The sequence below is a fragment of the Pseudoalteromonas sp. Angola-7 genome, from assembly GCF_028599255.1.
Classification (GTDB): domain Bacteria; phylum Pseudomonadota; class Gammaproteobacteria; order Enterobacterales; family Alteromonadaceae; genus Pseudoalteromonas; species Pseudoalteromonas atlantica.
On record NZ_JAQREL010000004.1, the window covers coordinates 323,998 to 341,783 of the forward strand.

15 protein-coding genes and 1 tRNA gene are annotated in these 17,786 nt (G+C 39.9%); 11 read left to right on the top strand and 5 right to left on the bottom strand.

Annotated elements, in window-relative coordinates; translation table 11 throughout:
• The first annotated feature begins 84 nt into the window (after positions 1-84).
• Both PSH50_RS08515 and PSH50_RS08520 read left to right on the top strand, forming a co-directional pair.
• The gene (locus PSH50_RS08515) at positions 85-1,158 is read left to right on the top strand and encodes a sensor histidine kinase (protein ID WP_024034075.1); all 1,074 of its coding nucleotides are present in this window, start codon (positions 85-87) and stop codon (positions 1,156-1,158) included.
• Positions 1,155-1,979 carry a LytTR family DNA-binding domain-containing protein gene (locus PSH50_RS08520; RefSeq protein WP_138685126.1) on the top strand — a complete coding sequence of 275 codons (825 nt, stop codon included), beginning with the start codon at positions 1,155-1,157 and terminating at the stop codon, positions 1,977-1,979. Before PSH50_RS08515 ends, PSH50_RS08520 begins: the two co-directional genes overlap by 4 nt.
• Positions 1,980-2,041: 62 nt before the next feature.
• On the opposite strand, the gene pyk is transcribed toward PSH50_RS08520, so the two are convergent.
• Positions 2,042-3,478, bottom strand: a complete 1,437-nt coding sequence (pyk, locus tag PSH50_RS08525; protein ID WP_273586570.1) for a pyruvate kinase — start codon at positions 3,476-3,478, stop codon at positions 2,042-2,044.
• 384 nt (positions 3,479-3,862) lie between these two features.
• On the opposite strand from pyk, the gene gndA reads away from it, so the two are divergent.
• A complete protein-coding gene (gndA, locus tag PSH50_RS08530) occupies positions 3,863-5,236 on the top strand; it encodes an NADP-dependent phosphogluconate dehydrogenase (protein WP_024034078.1) in 1,374 nt (457 codons plus the stop codon).
• An 89-nt stretch (positions 5,237-5,325) separates the two neighbouring features.
• On the opposite strand, the gene ansA is transcribed toward gndA, so the two are convergent.
• The gene (gene ansA / locus PSH50_RS08535; RefSeq protein WP_024034079.1) at positions 5,326-6,336 is read right to left on the bottom strand and encodes an asparaginase; all 1,011 of its coding nucleotides are present in this window, start codon (positions 6,334-6,336) and stop codon (positions 5,326-5,328) included.
• A gap of 82 nt (positions 6,337-6,418) precedes the next feature.
• Positions 6,419-8,284 (bottom strand): signal peptide peptidase SppA, encoded by a 1,866-nt coding sequence (sppA, locus tag PSH50_RS08540; RefSeq protein ID WP_096739664.1) that lies wholly within the window; start codon positions 8,282-8,284, stop codon positions 6,419-6,421.
• Positions 8,285-8,503: 219 nt separating this feature from the next.
• Between sppA and PSH50_RS08545 the strand changes: the two genes are divergently transcribed.
• From PSH50_RS08545 to PSH50_RS08575, 7 genes are all read left to right on the top strand, one after another.
• The gene (locus PSH50_RS08545; RefSeq protein ID WP_273586571.1) at positions 8,504-10,465 is read left to right on the top strand and encodes an FAD-dependent oxidoreductase; all 1,962 of its coding nucleotides are present in this window, start codon (positions 8,504-8,506) and stop codon (positions 10,463-10,465) included.
• Positions 10,466-10,555: 90 nt separating this feature from the next.
• Positions 10,556-11,239, top strand: coding sequence for a DoxX family protein (locus tag PSH50_RS08550; RefSeq protein ID WP_055253459.1), 684 nt, complete (start codon positions 10,556-10,558; stop codon positions 11,237-11,239).
• 242 nt (positions 11,240-11,481) lie between these two features.
• Entirely contained in the window at positions 11,482-12,030 is a 549-nt protein-coding gene (locus tag PSH50_RS08555) for an NAD(P)H nitroreductase (RefSeq protein WP_004587853.1), read from the top strand.
• A gap of 204 nt (positions 12,031-12,234) precedes the next feature.
• On the top strand, positions 12,235-12,612 hold the full coding sequence (locus PSH50_RS08560) for a hypothetical protein (protein ID WP_024034084.1): 378 nt from the start codon (positions 12,235-12,237) through the stop codon (positions 12,610-12,612).
• A gap of 128 nt (positions 12,613-12,740) precedes the next feature.
• Positions 12,741-12,831, top strand: a tRNA-Ser gene (locus PSH50_RS08565).
• Between the two features lie 53 nt (positions 12,832-12,884).
• Positions 12,885-13,271, top strand: coding sequence for a hypothetical protein (locus PSH50_RS08570; RefSeq protein WP_029772511.1), 387 nt, complete (start codon positions 12,885-12,887; stop codon positions 13,269-13,271).
• 69 nt (positions 13,272-13,340) lie between these two features.
• Positions 13,341-13,961, top strand: coding sequence for an FKBP-type peptidyl-prolyl cis-trans isomerase (locus PSH50_RS08575; RefSeq protein WP_004587856.1), 621 nt, complete (start codon positions 13,341-13,343; stop codon positions 13,959-13,961).
• A gap of 268 nt (positions 13,962-14,229) precedes the next feature.
• On the opposite strand, the gene PSH50_RS08580 is transcribed toward PSH50_RS08575, so the two are convergent.
• Positions 14,230-16,611, bottom strand: a complete 2,382-nt coding sequence (locus tag PSH50_RS08580; protein WP_273586572.1) for a TonB-dependent receptor — start codon at positions 16,609-16,611, stop codon at positions 14,230-14,232.
• Between the two features lie 124 nt (positions 16,612-16,735).
• Positions 16,736-17,125: a YkgJ family cysteine cluster protein gene (locus tag PSH50_RS08585; RefSeq protein WP_029772513.1), complete on the bottom strand. Its 390-nt coding sequence runs from the start codon at positions 17,123-17,125 to the stop codon at positions 16,736-16,738.
• 212 nt (positions 17,126-17,337) lie between these two features.
• Here PSH50_RS08585 and PSH50_RS08590 point away from each other — a divergent pair, with 212 nt between their 5' ends.
• Positions 17,338-17,766: a tetratricopeptide repeat protein gene (locus tag PSH50_RS08590; RefSeq protein WP_273586573.1), complete on the top strand. Its 429-nt coding sequence runs from the start codon at positions 17,338-17,340 to the stop codon at positions 17,764-17,766.
• Positions 17,767-17,786 lie beyond the last annotated feature (20 nt).

Below are 17,786 nucleotides of genomic sequence, written 5' to 3' on the forward strand. Positions count from 1 at the left end.
ATCGATATAATAACCAAACCAGTGGTTAAATTAGCTAACGTAATTTTAACTTATTGGCTAACTTATACGGAGTTGTATTTTATTTTGAATTGGCAATCTTTAGTTGATAACAGGCAACGCTTTTTTTGGCTATTGCAAATTGCAGGCTGGATTGGTTATGCGCTTGTAAATTATATCGGCTCTAAAGTATTTGAAATGCGTGATATTTACGTGTTCGTTATATTATTAAATGCCTATGCGGGCTGTTTAATGACAGTCCCACTTCGTTATATTTATAGAAAAACCTGGAATGCATCGCCGTGGATATTAATGGTGGTTGTATTTGGCGCCTCGTACATTACAGGTACATTGTGGGCAATTGTGCAAAAATTTAATTTATGGGAAATATACCGTCATGGTTATCGCCCAGAAGATTGGTTTTACTATTTACAGCATGGCTTAGACTCTGTTTACATAATTTTATGTTGGAGTGGCTTATACTTTGGCATAAAGTATTACCAGCTATTACAAAGTGAGCGACAAAAAGCGCTTAAAGCAACTACAATGGCTCATGAAGCGCAATTAAAAATGCTTAGATATCAACTTAACCCGCATTTTTTATTTAATACGCTTAATGCTATTTCTACATTAGTTTTGGTAAAAGAAAACAAAGATGCTAACTTAATGGTGGCAAGGTTAAGCGACTTTTTGCGTTATACACTAAATACTGATCCCATTAAAAAAGTGCCTTTAGAGCAAGAGTTACACGCATTAATGCTGTATTTAGAAATAGAGCGGGTTAGATTTGATGAGCGCTTAAAAGTAAATGTAGATGTAAGCGAGCAAGCAAAAGAGGCACTTGTGCCAAGCTTAATTTTGCAACCGATAATTGAGAACGCAATTAAATACGCCATTGCGCATATGTCACAAGGCGGTGTGATAGACATAAAAGCACAGGTTTTTGCCAACGAGCTACTACTTGAAGTAGGTGATAATGGCCCCGGTACCGAACTAATAGACGGACAACTTGTAAATGCACAAGGGGTAGGGGTGGCAAATACCAAAGACAGATTAAAAACGCTCTATGAAAATAATTATTCGTTTGTATTATCACATAATACGCCAAGTGGATTGAAAGTTAATCTGCGAGTACCGTTTGAGAAGGCTGTGAAGAAATGACTAAAATTAAAACCATCATTGTTGATGATGAACCATTAGCAAGAAAGGGCTTAGCAGTAAGACTTGAAGAATATACTGATATAGAAGTAGTTAAACTGTGTAGTTCAGGCTCCGATGCAATAGCAGCATGTAAAGAGCACCCAATAGACTTAGTTTTTTTAGATATACAAATGCCAGGAATGAATGGCTTTGAAGTTGCCCGTGCCTTAAGCGAAAGCACTAAAGCGTTACCCGCGATTGTGTTTGTTACTGCGTTTGATCAATTTGCAGTAAAGGCATTTGAAATACATGCTTTGGATTACATTTTAAAACCCGTTGACGATAACAGACTAAAACAGGCGGTAGAAAAAGTGCATAGTTACTTAAAAACACAGCAAGACAACGCCCATAAGAAAAAACTAGCGAGTTTTGTTGCCGGTATTACAGGTAATAACTGTGAAGAAATACTTAAAAAATTAGCCACAGGCGATACCCTAACCGACAAACGTTACCCAGAATCACTGGCGGTAAAAGAGCAAGGTGAAATTATTCGTGTCCCGGTTGCGACAATTCAGTGGGTTGATGCCGCCGGCGATTATATGTGTTTACATTGCCAAGATGGGCAAACACATATTTTGCGCAAAACAATGAAAGAGCTTGAGCAAGAGCTCGACCCACATTTGTTTGTGCGCGTTCACCGCAGTGCAATTGTAAATACAAAACAAATAAGCAAGCTGGTTACACAAGTAAGCGGTGAGTATTTATTAGTGCTTGAAAACGGACAAGAGCTTAAAGTAAGCCGAAGCTACCGCGATAAAGTAAAAGCAGCGCTAGCCAGCTAGTTTGGTATTTTGCAGGCATAAAAAATGCGAGCTTAGCTCGCATTTTTTATATAAGGCAGAAATTACGCAACAGTTACAATTTTCATTGTGTTCGTTGCGCCCACAGTTTCCATTGAGTCACCGTGAGTAATAATTACTGTATCGCCAGAGTGTAATGAACCTTGTGCTACAAGGGTATCAAGTGCGGCTTTAACCATTCCGTCTTTTTCAGTTTTTGTAGAATCAAAAAACACAGGGTAAACACCACGATAAAGCGCTGTTTGGCCTAGCGTACTTGCATGACGTGAAAGCGAGTAAATAGGTAAACCAGAGCTGATACGCGACATAAGTTTAGCGGTGCTACCTGACTCAGTTAAGGTAACAATGGCTTTAACCGAATCTAAGTGATTAGCAGCGTACATAGCTGAAAGCGCGATAGATTCTGCATTGTTAGAAAAACGGCTGTCTAAACGGTGCTTAGATACGTGGGTTTCTTTTTGCGATTCTGCACCTAAACAAACACGTGCCATTGTAGCAACCGTTTCTTCAGGGTAATCACCGGCAGCGGTTTCTGCTGAAAGCATAACTGCATCAGTACCATCAAGTACCGCATTTGCCACATCCATAACTTCTGCGCGTGTTGGCATAGGGTTATCGATCATCGATTCCATCATTTGTGTTGCGGTTACAACAGTACGGTTTAATGAACGAGCGCGACGAATAATGAGTTTTTGTTTACCCATAAGCGCAGCATCACCAATTTCAACACCTAAATCGCCACGAGCAACCATTACAGCGTCTGATGCTAAAACAATGTCATCTACGGCTTCTTGTGTTTCTACGGCTTCTGCACGTTCAATTTTTGCAAGTAGTTGTGCTTTAGAGCCTGCAGCTTCTGCTAAAGAGCGTACATAACGCATATCATCGCCACTGCGTGGGAATGATACTGCAATGTAATCAACATCTATTTCAGCGGCAGTGATTAAATCTTCTTTGTCTTTTTCTGTAAACGCAGGGGCTGTTAAACCACCGCCTAAACGGTTAATGCCTTTATTATTTGATAATACACCACCTACGGTAACCGAGCAGTGCACTAAGTGACCTTCTACTTGCTCAACGGTTAGTTGAATAAGGCCATCGTTTAATAGTAATAAATCGCCAGGGCTTACATCTTGTGGTAATTCTTTGTAATCAATACCTACCGCGTTTGCGTCGCCTTCACCTTTTTCCATTTTTGCATCTAGGGTGAATTTAGCGCCTACTTCAAGGTTTACTTTACCTTCTTTAAACGTTGAAACACGAATTTTAGGACCTTGAAGGTCTGCAAGGATAGCAACATGTTTACCTAATTTTGTGGCTATCTCGCGTACAGCTTGTGCACGGTCTTTATGATCTTGTGCAACACCATGTGAGAAGTTTAAACGTACTACATTAGCGCCAGCGCGAATAATTTTTTCTAGATTGTTATCTCGATCTGTTGCAGGCCCAAGTGTAGCGACTATTTTTGTGCGTCTTAGCATCAAATTCTCCTGTGTGCTTAGATGTGTAAGCAGGTTGACGGTTATTTTGTGACTTCAAAATACTTATAACTTATGTATAAACATTTTTAGTTATAGGCAAACTAGTTAGTATTGCCACTATTTTATACAAAACGAATATGTCATCATTATGACACCGGTGTCAAAATCCGTCAATGATCTTAAATTCAAAATACGCAGAGTATTTGTAACCGCACAGCCCTTATATTTGATACAATTGCAGTGCTTTTTAATAGCGTAATAAAAAAGCATGCTGTATTAGCTCAACGTTCGCATTTTATGACGGTATGAGTATAATGCACGCGGTATTATTTAATGAATTACTTAGTTTACTAACCAAATAGTTGTTACCGAGGAGGACACTAAATGCAAGTTGCATTAGTCGGGTTAGGCGTTATGGGCAAAAATATTGCCTTAAACATGATTGAAAAAGGCATAACGTTAGTCGCATATGATAAAAACCCACATGCGGGTGAAGAGTTATTAAGTTGTGCTAAATCGCAAGGCATGGCCGATAGACTTCATATTGTTTCTGATTTAGGAGACATGGTAAGGCGTTTAGAAGCACCTCGCTCTATTTTATTATTAGTGCCTGCAGGCGAACTGGTTGATGCTGTGTGTAATGAGCTCGTTGAAGCTGGCGTACAGTGTAACGATATGATTGTAGATTGTGGTAACAGTAACTACAAAGACGGCATTAATCGTAAACTTAAGTATCAAAACAAATTTGAATTTGCCACCATGGGTATTTCTGGCGGTGCCGAAGGCGCTCGTCATGGTCCTGCAATGATGGCAAGTGGCTCAGAAGGCGGTTGGGAGCGAATCGAACCGTGGTTTGAAAAAGTAGCCGCTAGCTACAATGGCGAGTCGTGTTTTGCACGCGTTGGTCAATCGGCCAGTGGCCATTTTGTAAAAATGGTTCACAACGGCATTGAATACGCAATTATGCAGCTTATTGCTGAAGTGTATCAACTACTTCGTATTGGTACAGGTCGCTCACCAAAAGAAGTGGCTGAAATTTTTGATGACTGGTCTACCGGTCACTTAAATAGCTACTTACTTGCTATTTCTAGCCATATTTTATCTCTTGAAAACACCAAGCAAGAGCCGCTTGTTGATTTAATTGATAATAAAGTAGGCGCAAAAGGCACAGGCCTGTGGACTGCGCAAAATGCACTTGAACTGGGTATTGCTGTTCCTTCACTGGTTGCCGCGGTGCAAGCTCGCCACTTAACCAATGTATGTGACACCACCGCAGCACAAGAAATGACATATGCCGCTAAAGCTACAAACAAGGTTGATATTGACCTTGAAGAGCTAAAAGATGCATTTACATTGGCGAGCTTATTAGCGTATCGCCAAGGTTTAGCGTTAATTAAAGGGGCTTCTCGTACCCATCAGTGGAAAGTAGACTTGTCTAAAACACTGCAAACATGGCGTGCCGGTTGTATTATTCGTGCTGACTACCTAGATAGTGTAGCGCAAGGCGTTGAATACATTGATACGCTTGAAAATGAATCTAATGCGCTTCGCAAAGTAACTGGGCAAGCTGTGATGACTGGCTTAGCGTTCCCTGTACTTGCATCAACACAAACGTATTTAGCCACATTAACCACACCAAGTAATGGGCATTTAGTACAAGCTCAGCGTGATTACTTTGGTGAGCATGGTATTAAAACTCACTCAGGTGAAGTGTGCCACTTAACTGATTTAGTGGGTATAGACGCGAAAGTAAGATAATTACCGCGTTTATAAATTAATAATTACCGCGTTTATAAATTAATAAAGGCACGCTATTTAGCGTGCCTTTTGCGTTTTGGTCACTAAAATTAGCGGCTTAATTCACCGCGTAAATTGTCTTGCATTAAATGGCGAATCGTTTCAATTTCTAGGTTTTGGCTAAACAAATAATGCAGCTTTGTTAAACACGCCTCTAGTGTCATATCGTAGCCACTTATTACACCAATATTTAATAACGCGTTACCCGTAGCATAGCCGCCCATATTTACATGGCCTTTTAAACACTGCGTTAAATTAACAATAACCATGCCGCGTTTACTTGCCTCACTTAGCACGTCTAAAAAGTCGGGGTCTTGTGGGGCATTACCTACGCCAAAGCTAAGCAATACCAGTGCTTTTATATTGTCATTCACCAAACTTTTAACCACGTCTTTACTAATGCCTGGGTATAAATAAAGTACACCAATTGGTTGAGGTGTAATGGTGGTTACCTGTAGTTCGTTTTCTACATAAGGGCTTAGCTGACCTTTAATTAGCTGAATATTAATTCCAGATAACGCTAAAGGCTCTAGGTTAGGAGATGCAAAAGCATTAAAACCATCGGCATGTGCTTTCGTGGCTCGGTTACCTCTAAATAATTGGTTATTAAAAAATAAGCTCACTTCAGCAATAGGGTAATTAGCCGCTAAAAACATGGCGTTTAATAAGTTAACTTGGCCGTCAGAGCGTAATTGCGATAAAGGAATTTGTGAGCCAGTAACAATAACGGGTTTAGTTAAGTTTTCGAACATGAACGACAGGGCAGAGGCTGTGTAAGCCATTGTATCGGTTCCATGAAGGACCACAAAACCATCGTAATCGTGGTATTTGCTTTTAATGTCATCAGCTATTAGTTGCCAATGCGCTGGCGACATATCTGATGAATCGATTAAAGGGCAGTACTCGTGAATATCAAAAAGGGGCATTTCTTCACGGTTAAATTCTGCGTTATTGACCACTGTTTCTGTTAAAAAACCTTCAGCCGGAATGTAGCCACGGCTCGATTTTTTCATACCTATGGTACCGCCAGTGTATGCGATATAAATGCGTTTACGTTTCATAAAAAAAGCCCAGTAAAAAAACTGGGCTTAGTATAACGTTAAGTTGTTTTAAATACAGCTGATTGAGTAAATACGTGCACTTTTATTGTGCAACGCTACACTCTAAACAACGTGCGTATACACCTTGCGGATCGTTATAATCTTTTAGATCAGCTACTTCACTACTTAGGCGCTTTATCACCGTATTAATATTAGCTTGAGTGGCTAAAACAGAGGCTGTATTTGTATTTAAGCCAAGCATAGATTTAACGGATGCACTGCCAAAAATATCTTGTAGCATTTTTTCTTGCGGGCTTAGGTCTTGCTTAATTGTTTTCACTTCGTAGTGATTAAGTTTTGCAAGCGCCGCAGCGGCATCAATCGCATCTTGTTTATCACCAAGCTTATCAACTAGGCCAAGCTCTTGTGCTTGTGAAGCAATCCACACACGCCCTTGTGCAATTTTATCAACTTGCTCTGGTGTCATATTGCGCGCATCAGCAACCACATCTATAAAGCGGCTATAAGCTTCTTCAACACTCATTTGAATAACTTGCGCCATTTTTTCATTAAGCGGGCGAGTAATAGAAAATCCAGCCATTTCTGACGTTGCAACACCATCTGAGTACACACCAATTTCAGATAAAGTATCTTCAAAAGTCATAAATGTACCAAACACACCAATAGAGCCGGTGATAGTACTTGGTGCTGCCCAAATTTCGTTAGCTGCTGAGGCGATCCAATAACCGCCAGATGCGGCAACTGAGCTCATTGATGCGATTACAGGTTTGCCTGCGGCTTTAAGTGCTAATACTTCAGCGCGAATAACCTCAGAGGCAAACATGCTGCCGCCACCTGAATCAATACGTAAAACAACCGCTTTTACTTTATCATCAAGGCGTGCTTTGCGAAGTAATGCTGCTGTAGAATCGCCGCCAATTTCACCTGCTTTGCGCTCACCATCAACAATCGTACCTTTAGCAACAACTACGGCAACTTTTTCTGTAATTGGGTTATCAAATTCGATAGGGGGCTTAACTAAGCTTAAATATTCACGAAAAGACACTTGCTTAAATGTTTTACCGTCTTCTTGTGCGCCAACTAAATCAATGAGTTGTTGGCGAATTTGCTGAGTTGTTTTAAGCGAGTCGACCCATTGATGGTCAAGTGCATATTTACCTGCATCGCCATTTGCCGCCTTCATTTTAGCAAGGTAAGCATCCATGGTTTCGTCAAAGTTAGATTCATCAAAAGGGCGTACCGCAGCAACATCTTGCTTATATTCGCTCCATAATGCACCAAGCCAAACACGGTTTGCTTCTTTAGCAGCATCAGACATATCGTTACGAATAAACGGCTCTACCGCCGACTTAAACGTACCGACACGGAAAATATGCTGCGTTACTTTAAGTTTTTCTAGTGCTTCTTTAAAGTAAAGTGGATACATCCCATAGCCTTCAATGGCTACCGAACCATAAGGATGCATTGCAATTTCATCGGCATGCGATGCAATATAATATTGCGATTGAGTGTAATAGTAGCCCGATGCAATCACTTTTTTACCCGCTTGCTTAAAGGCATCTAACGATTTAGTAATACGCTTTAGCTTATTTAGGTGGGCTTTCGGCATTTCTTGCAAATCTAGTAAGATAACGCTGATGCGTTCGTCATTAGTGGCTTCATCAATCACTTTGACTACATCATCTAGTAAAATTTCACTAGGTGCTTCTGAATTAGACGTAGCATCGTTAATAGCTGCTTCGACAGGGTCTATATATGTTTTTTCTTCCACAATAGGCCCATTAAGATTAAGCCTAAGTACAGAGCCATCTTCTATTATTATTGTATCGTCATCGCTTGATAGCGACATAAAAAATACAACAACCAGTAATAAAAACAAAATGTTGAGTATTAAACGACGAGAAAAGTTTATTCCAGCCCAAATACCTCTAAATACCTTTGCTATCAAAATAGCTCCTTAATTTGGTACAGCTAATACATTAGTTCCATCTTAGCCTAGAATAAAAATAATTTTAACTGCTAAATCGTAACGAAGTGTTTATGAGGTTACATAAATATACGTTTTTAATAGTATTTTTAATTAAATGCAGGCACATATTGCTTATTACTTGCCATTAAAGCAGAATTAGCTAATGTATACAGGTTAGACCAGTTAACGGGGCACAGGATGTTAGAACAACAATTACAATTAAAACACACACAATTACGAAACCGCTTGGTAATGGGCTCAATGCATACAGGCCTTGAAGAGGGCTGGCACAACCGCAAAAGGTTAAGCGCTTTTTACGAGGCGCGCGCTAAAGGCGGCACGGCCATGATCATTACCGGGGGCTACAGCCCTAACTTGCGCGGTAAATTAACGCCTATTTCTTCATCATTTAACAGCTATTATGATGTATTTAAACACCGTGCATACACAGGCGCCGTTCATAAACATGGCGGAAAAATATGTTTGCAGCTTTTACATGCTGGTCGATACGCTTATCATCCGTTTAACCAAGCCCCGAGCGCTATTCAAGCGCCTATAAATCCATACAAACCTAAAAAAATGTCGCTAGGCTCGATTAAAAAAACCATTAAAGACTTTGCGCACTCTGCCTATATGGCAGAAAAAGCAGGTTACGATGGTGTTGAAGTAATGGGCTCTGAAGGTTACTTAATTAATGAATTTATGGCGCCACACACCAATAAGCGCGATGACGAATTTGGTGGTAGCCTAGAAAATAGAATGCGATTAGCGCTTGAAATAGTTAAAGCCGTTAGGGCTAAAGTATCTGATACGTTTTTAATTATTTTTAGATTATCTGTTATGGACCTAATCCCGAATGGCTCAACCCCTGATGAAGTTACTATTCAGGCAAAAGCACTTGAGCAGGCCGGTGTTGATATTTTTAATACTGGCATTGGGTGGCATGAAGCACGCGTGCCAACAATCGCCAGTATGGTGCCTCCTGGAGCATTTAAAGAAGCTTCAAAACGATTAAAGTCAGTGGTGAATGTACCTGTTATAGCTGTAAACCGTATTAATACGCCGGATATAGCCAACCAAATCCTTAATGATAATGAAGCCGATTTAATTTCAATGGCGCGCCCTTTATTAGCCGATCCGGAGTTTTTTAACAAATATCAAAATCAGCAAACTAAACAAATAAATATTTGTATTGGCTGTAACCAAGGCTGTTTAGACCACGTATTTAAAAATAAACGTGCAACCTGTTTAGTTAACCCACAAGCGGCCTTTGAACTTGATTACCCGTTAGATAAAGCTTCTAACGCTAAAAATGTATTAGTTGTTGGCGCGGGCCCTGCTGGGCTCTCGGCAAGTTGTTATTTGGCTGAAAAAGGGCACACAGTAACGCTTATCGATCAAAAAACACAAATGGGTGGCCAATTTAATCTAGCTATGCAAATTCCAGGTAAAGAAGACTTTAATCATACGCTTAGCTACTTTACTAATGAACTTGAAAGGCTCAACGTAAATGTAGAGCTTGGTAAAGCCTACGATGATGCAATGTTACAAAAATACGATGACATCGTATTTGCCACAGGTGTACGCCCGCGTGAAGCTGCAATTGAATGTGCAGACTCTAAGCGTGTATTTGCTTATGATGAAGTTATACGCGGTGAGGTCGAACTGGGCAAATCAATAGCCATTTTAGGTGCCGGCGGTATTGGCTTTGATATGGTTGCTTTTTTAAGTGAGCATAAATCGCAATCTATTCCTGAGTTTAAAAAGCAGTGGGGTATTGAGTGCGAGGCAGAGCCGCACAAAGATGAGCGACAATTATACATGCTAAAACGCAGTGCAGGGCGTTTTGGTAGCGGGCTTGGAAAAACCACAGGCTGGATACATCGTCAAGTTGCTAAGCAACATGGTGTTAAACAAATTGCTGATTGCCAGTACCACAGTTTTGATAAAAATGGCCTTACAGTTACTGTTGCCGGAGAAAAACAAGTACTGCCGGTTGATACGGTTATTGCGTGTATAGGGCAGGTTTCTAATAATGAAGTGCTTGAGCAACACCGGGAAAATGCAAAGGTACATGTTATTGGTGGCGCTAAATTAGCAGCAGCAATTGATGCAAAGCGTGCAATTTTTGAAGCGCTTCAAGTGGCCAGAGCCATTTAACAGTGTTAATAAAATGAAATAATTTACAGTACCCTCAGGTCTTGTGTGTATAGAGTCCATAACTTAATACACTGACAAAGCAGGCCACACATGAGTAAATTATTTCGTTTGTATAATAAAATCATGGGTAATCTATCGTATGCCGACGGATTACCTGCGTTACTTTTTCGCTTAATTTTAGCCCCCGTAATGATTATTGCGGGCTTTAATAAATTAGCCCTAAGTGGAGAAACCGACGGCTTTTTTAGCTATTTTCTTGCTGATGCAAGCGTTGTGCAATGGTTTGGCAATAGTGAATGGGGTTTAGGTTTACCATTTCCAGACTTACTTGCCTTTTTAGCAGGCTGGAGTGAATTTTTAGGCGGGTGGTTTTTACTCTTTGGGCTATTTACCCGCTTAGTAAGCATTCCGCTGATGTTTACAATGGTTGTGGCAGCAACAACAGTACATTGGCATAATGGTTGGTTTGCTATAGCGCCATCAAACCCTACAACCAGTTCAGCTCAAGTACTTGATTGGTTATCAATTCCAGGGGCTAAAGAAAGCCTTGAAAACTCACTAGAAGTACAAGAACGTATAGGTAAAATTAGGGGTATAGTTGAAGAGCACGGATTTACTGATTACTTATATGAAAAAGGTAAACCTTCCATAATAAATAACGGTATTGAATTTTCTGCTATTTATTTTGCCATGTTACTTAGCTTGTTTTTTGTAGGTGGCGGTCGCTTTGTTAGTGTTGATTATTGGCTCAGGCGTGCAGTAGTAAAAGAGTAGCAAACAAATTGGTTTAAAAAGGGCGTATAAATATTTTTTATACGCCCTTTTTGTTTGTAACGTGTGTTAAATGCATAGCGCCTCTCTCGGATTTATACAGTGGTATATGAATATTGTTTACGCAGTAAGGGCGCTGTAATACGAGAGAATAAGTAGGGTTTTAATAAAATTGATAATTAAGCAGAGTTTATTTTTTAAAGGCATAAATGGTACTCTAACGTTTTGAATTATGAGAGTACGCTATGGATGCTATTGAGCTTTTACTAACCCGCCAATCTGACGCTAAATTAACCGCCCCAGGGCCAAATTCAGAGCAGCTCGATATAATAAAGCAAGCTGCGTTACGGGTGCCTGATCACGGATGTATTGCGCCTTGGCAGTTTATTGTCGTTCAAGGTGATGCCCGCCATAAATTAGGTGAGATATACCATCAAAGCGCCGTTGCTGAGCAGCAAGAAGAAAAAGTGATTAAACGCGCAAAAGAGCTTGTGCTGCGCGCACCGATGATCATTATTGCTATTGCTAAGTATCAAGCCCATCCAAAAGTGCCGCGTATTGAGCAAGTACAAAGCGCCGGTTGCAGTGTACTTGCCATGCAACAAGCCGCATTTGCACAAGGTTTAGGTGGTGTATGGCGTACAGGGTATTTTGCACAAAGCACAGCAGTCAAAAATGCCCTTAATTTAGACGAACAAGATGAAATTGTTGGGTATTTATATTTAGGCACCCCAGAGATTGAGTGCAAAAAGGCAGCTAAGCACAAACCAGATGATTACTTCACTTATTTATAATAAATAATGAACTATTGGAGTTCTGCGCAGTCATATAGCATTAAGGTTGCTGCTGTTAGGCTCGTCCTTTTTTGATTTAGCTGTGAGAAGCGCACGGAAGCAATATAGGTTAACTTTTTCTTCTTCAGTTTGTTTTTTAATCGGTTGTTTTTTGTTAAAGTATGGAAAGTCTTAATAAAAATAACGATAAAGAAGACGAAAACGATGGGAAATTTATTTTTACAAGAAAAAGAGAATTGGCTGGCATGGTCAATTTGGGGAATAGTGGGTGCTTTTATTACACTTTATGTGGCAATGAGCACGAATACTGCACATTTTATAGCTGGCTCTGCTATGGGAATGCTTGTTTTATTAACCTGGTGGATGCAGCAGTCTAAAAGGTTTGATTTTGGTCGGGCCTTTAAAATTTGTTTTTATGTGTTATTGCTTAGTGTATTACCTGCATTTTTATTTGTGGTTGTACCAAGTGATGATTTAAACCGTTTTGATTTAATCTTTCAAAGCGTTACATTTTTAGCACTTAGTTTATTACTGTGCTTAATTTGTTCGTGGATTGCACGCAGACCAAAGCAATATTATTAATAGGGTAACGCGCAACCTAGGTTTTTAGCTATTTGTGGTGGTTTTTTGAACCAAATGCTGTTTTTAGCTAATTATTTACATTTAGGTCTTTACAAGTTGCTCAATACCCCCTATTATTCGCGCCGTACGGAGAGATGGCAGAGTGGTCGAATGCACCGGTCTTGAAAACCGGCATAGGTTTGTAGCCTATCTAGGGTTCAAATCCCTATCTCTCCACCATTATTTAAAAAAACCGCCCTATGGGCGGTTTTTTGCTTTGTGGAGTTTAATAAATGTCAAAAGAAGCAAACCTTACAACATCGCAACGCTTAGTAAAGCATGTACTACTGTGGATTGTATTTGGCTACTGTTATCAAAGCGCGATTAATTTATTAATAAAAATGGCAGCAGATGCACAACCAGACGCAACGCTTATCACCGCCTTTGTGTATGGTATTGGCTTTAACGTATTAACTGCGCACCTTATTACTAAATACGATACGCATTGGCCTGTTATTGGCGCAGCTTTTATTGCTTTAGTTGGTTTAGTATTAGTGCCATTGGTGCTGTTTGGCAGTGGCGGTTTACTAGCGTGGCCATTGCTTGTTGGATTTTTATTCAGTTTACCCCTTTGTAGCTACATAGTTGGCAAAATTAAGGTAAAACACAGTAAAAACTAGCCCCAAACCGGTTTTATTTTATGTTAGCATGTACGCGTCTTTTAACTAACAAAACGTGAAAAACACATTATGTCAGATAATTTTACTACAGATGCTGAAAAAGCAAGTTACGGTATTGGCTTACAAATGGGTGAGCAACTTAAGTCTAACCCTTTTGAAGGCTTAAACCTAAATTCAGTATTTGAAGGCATGAAAGATGCGTACGCTGGTAGCGCTTTTCAAGTTGAGATCCCTGAGATCCAAGCTGCATTTGAAAAAATTAACGAAGAGATCCAAGCGCGTCGTGAAGAAGAAGCAAAAGTACTTTCTGCTGAAGGTATTGCATTCTTAGAAGAAAACGCTAAGCGTCCTGAAATCACTGTTACCGAGTCTGGTTTACAATACGAAGTACTAGCAACAGGCGAAGGCGAAAAGCCAACTGCTGAGTCTACAGTACGTGTTGATTACCACGGTACATTAATTAACGGTACAGTATTTGATAGCTCTTACGAGCGCGGTCAACCAGCTGAATTCCCAGTAGGTGGCGTGATCAAAGGCTGGACAGAAGCTTTACAAATGATGCCAGTAGGCACTAAATGGCGTATTTACGTTCCTCATGAGCTTGCTTATGGTGAACGTGGCGCAGGTGCTGCGATTGCACCTTTCTCAACGCTTGTATTTGACGTTGAGCTACACGAAATCCTTTCTTAATTTAGTTATTAAGTCAGTATTTAAACAGCCGTGGTCTTGACCGCGGCTTTTTTGTGTCTTGTGGTTTTATACCAAGCTTTAAAAACGTTAATAATTTAGGCCAATCCGCATAATTAAGTGAGTTATTTTGGGGGAAAGATAAACTTGCTACCTGCGCTAGAAACGCTATTACAACAAGTAAATAACCTAGTTAATTAAATGAGTAGGCATAAAAAAACCGCATATAAAATGCGGCTTTAAAAGTAACTAAATAAATGCCAAAGCGTGATTAAAAATAACCTCTAATACCAAAGCGGAAGTTTCTACCTGGTAGTGGGGCTTTATCTTTTATAAACGAGCTGTGAACAAAGCCAAGTTCGTCTGTAATGTTATCTACATTTAAGTATAACTGCGTATCTATAGCGCCTAAACTTAACTGATAATTAGCTTGAGCATCAACAATTGTGTAGCCATCGGTTTTAGTTTCATAGGCGCTAATATTATCTTGCTCAAAGTAGTGCGTACCTGTGAGTGTTAGCTGTAAATCGCCTACATTGTATTGTAATTCAGATCCTAATTTATTTGCTGGTATGCGCGGCAAGTTACCTTCGTCGTCTTTTAGCTTAGCGCGTGTTGAATCACCAAATACTTTAACCATGGCATTAGGGTCAATTTGATAGTGTACATCAAATTCTACACCATAGAGTTCAGCATCTTTACTGGCAAACTGATATACGGCAACCGCTTCATCGTGAGCGCCAATTGCAGACTCTAAACCGTCATCTTCGTCGTAAACTAATCCAGTATTTTGTTGATAATAAAAGTTTTTAATATCGTTATAGAAAAAGTTAACTGTGTAACCAAAGTCACCGCTAAAACGTCTAAAGCTAAAATCTAAATTGGTCGATTTTTCTTGTTTAATGTCTTCTGGCTCAAAGTGAACCTCGTTATCTTCAATATGATAGCCAAGGCCTAGCTCGTAAGTACCTGTAGCAATGTGTAATCCGTTTGATAAAAGCTCAGCAGAAAGAGGCGCACGCTCAGAGTGAGATAAGCTAAGTGCTATGCTTTGCCCTGGTGTGTATTGCCAAATAGCACCGGCAGAGGCGCTTACATTAGTAAAGCTTTCACTGTATGCAATGCTTTCTTCTTCGCCTTCGTCATGATCTTCTTCTTCATCGTGATCATGTGCGTGCTCGCTGTCGGTAATTGTGCTTGTTATTTCGTAATCTTCAATACGCGCACCAAGCTCGAGTGTAACATCACCAAATTCACGTTCTTCAAGTAGATATAACGCATGTGTAGTGGTCACACTTGCAGGGGTAAATGCTTCTTCGCCAATTGCGTCGTAATCCGATTCACTATAATGATAGCCCATCATACCGTGCCACTGCGCTAACTTGTGCTCTACATTTAAGCGTGCTTCGGTTGTTTCATTTTTAAAGGTGGTGCCAATTTCACCGTCTTCAATTTCACTGTGTTTGTAATCAGTGTAGCCAACACGAAGATTAATATTTTCAATCCAGTTATTATCAAGCGCATAGCTTATAAGGCCTTGCCAACGATCTTGCTCTAGATGTGCATAAACAGACTCTTCTTCCTCTTCATCTGCGTGCTCATCGTGTTCTTCTTCGGTTTCACCTTCATGGTCATGATCATGATGCTCATGCCCAGGAATACCGTAATCGGTTTCAATGCTACCGTAAGAAAAGCCAACCGTTAAATGATCGCCCACATAACTCGTACCCACATTAAATGTGTCGCTATCAATAAAAGTGTTTTCTACAGAGTTATGAGTTTCAACATCACCATCTTCATCTGTAATGTTAAATGTAGGCGTTTCATAGTCATCGCCGCTGCGTTTAGTCCCATCAAAATGAAAGTTAAATCCGTCATTTCCTGTTTCTAGTTTTGCAGCCACGGTATTTGAGTTAGAAATCGTGTCATGGCTGTATTCAGCAGCACCGGTTAAATCATCTAAATTGCTCGTTGGAATACGGTTATCAACCACATTTACCACACCACCTATTGCGCCTGAGCCATAAAGTAGGGTGCTTGGTCCGCGCAATACTTCAATTTGTTCCGCTGCTAAGCTGTCGCTTGAGGTTGCATGGTCAGGACCAATGCGCGATGCATCGCTGGCATCTAAACCGTTTTGGGTAATTTTTACGCGAGGGCCATCTAAACCGCGGATAATAGGGCTTGATGATACCGGACCAAAATAACTGGCATTAACACCTGGTAAGCCCTTTAGTGTTTCGCCAAGGGTCGCTTTTGATTTGTTTTTAAGCTCATCACCCGATAAAACGCTTACCGGCGAAATCATTTCTAAGCTATTTTTATGTAGTGCAGAGGCATATACAACGACGGTTTCTACCGAGGTTGGGGTAAGCGACACCGTTACATTGCTTGAGTTTTCATTTACCGCAATACGCGAGTCTATAAAGTTGTCTTTACTTACATGCAATTGACTTTGAGAGTCTACATCAATAGAAAATTCGCCCTGTGCGTTGGTTTTTACACCTTGGTCTTTACCATGTACGTGTACAGCTGCGTTTTCAATCGGTTGGTTTTTATCGTCTGTTATTTTACCGGTAACGGTAGCAGCAAGTGCTGAATGAGAACATAAAACAGAAAAAACTGCAGAGGAAATTAATGTTAACTTTGTCATTATCTTAAAGGTTCGCGGTTACTATGTTGTGATATAATATAACACTGCGTTTTTGACTTATCAACAATGTTATACTATAGCTTAATGTTTTTCGATGAATAAACACGCAAATAAGATAAGCTGTTTAAGAGCGGCTATCAAGCATAATTATATTAAGCTTATGTTGTGCTCTAGTTTGGTTTTTTACATCGATAGGTTCTATCATTTCGCATTCATCACGTATCATTTCTGAGACCAGGCTTGGATAATGGCGGCAATCTTCTGGCCTATCTAGGTAAATGCTACAGGTATACATTGTTTTATGAGAGGGCTCTTTTTTGGGCGCTATTTCTAAAAAGGGGCAAGTGGAGAGTCGCAATTGCGTTTTTGGATCAAACCAAATTTCATCATCTTTAACATATTGATAAATCTCTGGGTTAAACAGTGCCCACATTTCAATTTCTTGTACGGTTGCACTTAAATCGCCCCCACCGTATTTAATACAGCATTTACCGCATTGGTTGCACTCTTTCATTTTTAGCCAGTATATTAGGTGTCCATTTGTTTTTCAGTGTATCACTGTAACTAACGTGGATTACTTTTTTATATATAATTTTAAGACCACACTTTTAATTCCAACCCGCTATCTATTATTAATGTATTATTACACCTAAATAATTAGCCGTTCTAATAAGATTAGGACGCCTCTAAATAGTTAGTTTAGTGACCAGTTAAGGATAGTTCCTGATGATGAACACCAAAGTATATAAAGCAGTACATGATTTAGCAGAGCAACTGATGGAAGCTGCAAATAGAAACGACCGTAAAAGGTTTGAATTATTATTTTCTAGGCTCAAAGCTATTTGTGAAGAAAACGAGAATACTTCAAAAGATCACCCTGTACAGTGGGAAACCTTAGCTGACTTTACCGAAGAACTTGAAGAGGCAATTACCACATATGAAAAAGCGCTACAGAAGTCGGTTGCAATCAATAATAAAGATCATATGTCGTCGGTTGCTTATTCAATGGCCACTCTACAAATAGAGCTTGGACAAACAAACGAAGCGATTAAAAACTTAAAAAATGCCAAGGTCAGCGCTAATAAAATTGAAGATAAAGCGCTTAAAGCTGAAATTCATGATTTACTTGAGTCACTCACTGAAGAAGAAGGTTAATTAAGCCTAGTTAGTCGCGA

What these genes read in the sequence shown, in the direction of transcription:
- PSH50_RS08520 (WP_138685126.1), top strand. Translation starts at nt 1,155, where the DNA reads ATGACTAAAATTAAAACCATCATTGTTGATGATGAACCATTAGCAAGA.
- pyk (WP_273586570.1), bottom strand. Translation starts at nt 3,478, where the DNA reads ATGCTAAGACGCACAAAAATAGTCGCTACACTTGGGCCTGCAACAGAT.
- gndA (WP_024034078.1), top strand. Translation starts at nt 3,863, where the DNA reads ATGCAAGTTGCATTAGTCGGGTTAGGCGTTATGGGCAAAAATATTGCC.
- ansA (WP_024034079.1), bottom strand. Translation starts at nt 6,336, where the DNA reads ATGAAACGTAAACGCATTTATATCGCATACACTGGCGGTACCATAGGT.
- PSH50_RS08545 (WP_273586571.1), top strand. Translation starts at nt 8,504, where the DNA reads ATGTTAGAACAACAATTACAATTAAAACACACACAATTACGAAACCGC.
- PSH50_RS08550 (WP_055253459.1), top strand. Translation starts at nt 10,556, where the DNA reads ATGAGTAAATTATTTCGTTTGTATAATAAAATCATGGGTAATCTATCG.
- PSH50_RS08555 (WP_004587853.1), top strand. Translation starts at nt 11,482, where the DNA reads ATGGATGCTATTGAGCTTTTACTAACCCGCCAATCTGACGCTAAATTA.
- PSH50_RS08560 (WP_024034084.1), top strand. Translation starts at nt 12,235, where the DNA reads ATGGGAAATTTATTTTTACAAGAAAAAGAGAATTGGCTGGCATGGTCA.
- PSH50_RS08570 (WP_029772511.1), top strand. Translation starts at nt 12,885, where the DNA reads ATGTCAAAAGAAGCAAACCTTACAACATCGCAACGCTTAGTAAAGCAT.
- PSH50_RS08575 (WP_004587856.1), top strand. Translation starts at nt 13,341, where the DNA reads ATGTCAGATAATTTTACTACAGATGCTGAAAAAGCAAGTTACGGTATT.
- PSH50_RS08580 (WP_273586572.1), bottom strand. Translation starts at nt 16,611, where the DNA reads ATGACAAAGTTAACATTAATTTCCTCTGCAGTTTTTTCTGTTTTATGT.
- PSH50_RS08585 (WP_029772513.1), bottom strand. Translation starts at nt 17,125, where the DNA reads ATGAAAGAGTGCAACCAATGCGGTAAATGCTGTATTAAATACGGTGGG.
- PSH50_RS08590 (WP_273586573.1), top strand. Translation starts at nt 17,338, where the DNA reads ATGATGAACACCAAAGTATATAAAGCAGTACATGATTTAGCAGAGCAA.